The 1,311-nt window shown below is 63.7% G+C and carries 1 protein-coding gene; it reads left to right on the forward strand.

Features of this window, described 5'->3' with window-relative positions:
- The first annotated feature begins 94 nt into the window (after nucleotides 1–94).
- Entirely contained in the window at nucleotides 95–1,270 is a 1,176-nt protein-coding gene (locus tag ACWGLC_RS17765) for an IS1249 family transposase (protein ID WP_452101097.1), read from the forward strand.
- Nucleotides 1,271–1,311: the final 41 nt, after the last annotated feature.

Here is a 1,311-nt window from a genome sequence, read left to right on the forward strand (position 1 = left end):
CGGGTTAAAGGCCAGAATGTGTGTATGGATACCCGGATTTAGTGGGTGTGGCCTGCGGTGATGGTGGGTTGAACATGCTCTGAAAGCATGTTCGGTGTCGGTTACTCGGAATTCCCCGCCGTGTGGTGTATGTGGATCGAAGCAGGTCAGGAACGGCAAAACCAGTTCCGGTCGCACCCGCTGGCGGTGCCGCAATTGTGGTGCGTCAACGACCCAGTCGCGCCCAGATATCTCCCGCAAAGCCGAGCTCGATCAATTCCTGACCTGGCTCCTCGGCGACCGCAGGCCCGACACCATCGCCTCCAGTGCCCGCACCTTTCGCCGCAACACCAGGTGGTGCTGGAACATCGAAGTTCCACCACCCGTGCCCGACGGGGTGGTCCACGACGTGATCATCCTCGACGGCACCTACTTCCAGTCCTGGTGCCTGCTGATCGCCACCGACGGCCACCACGTCATCGACTGGCAATGGTGCGACCGCGAGAAAAAGATCGCCTGGCAACAGATCCTAGACAGGTGGCCGGCCCCGATGATGGCCGTCATCGACGGCGGCTCCGGGCTACACAGCGCCCTGGCCGAATCTTGGCCCGACACCCGAATCCAACGCTGCTACTTCCACATCTTCCAGGTCGTGCGCCGCCACCACACCTTCAAACCCCGACTCGAAGCAGGAAAGGAGATCCTCGCCCTGACCAGGGCATTAATGAAGGTAACCGACCTGGACGAAGCCGTTTCCTGGCTTGTGGAATACCACAACTGGGAGACCCGCTGGGACGGGCTGATGCGGCTGCGTTCCTACGCCCGCCACAACGCCTTGCGCCCCGCTCACGTGCCCGCAGATCGCACCTGGTGGTACACCCACCAGTCGCTGCGCAAGACCCGTGCCTCGTTCCGCAAACTCATCCGCCAGGACCACCTGTTCACCTGGCTCGACCCCGAACTCCAGTCGCGCGCCCTGACCGGCGGGCCACTGGCAAGGACGACATCCTCACTCGAGGGCGGCCCCAACCGGGCCCTGAAGGAACTGTTCCGCCGGCACCGCGGACTGCCCGTAGAACACGCCAGACGGGCCGCGGAATGGAAACTCGACAGCCTGACCTCGCACCCGCGTCACCCGTGGAGCCTGGCTCGCCCCGAGCACTACAACCCGCCACCACGGCGATCACCACACCCCGACGACGACCCCGTCGGCCCGGTCATGGGCATCGACTTCAGCTGGGAAGACGGCAACGGAATCCAGAAAGGCTGGGGCGGCCGAACCAGCCACTAACCAACCCCGACACGCCCAGCGCTATACACACATTTTGGCCA

Source organism: Dietzia sp. NPDC055877, assembly GCF_053615975.1.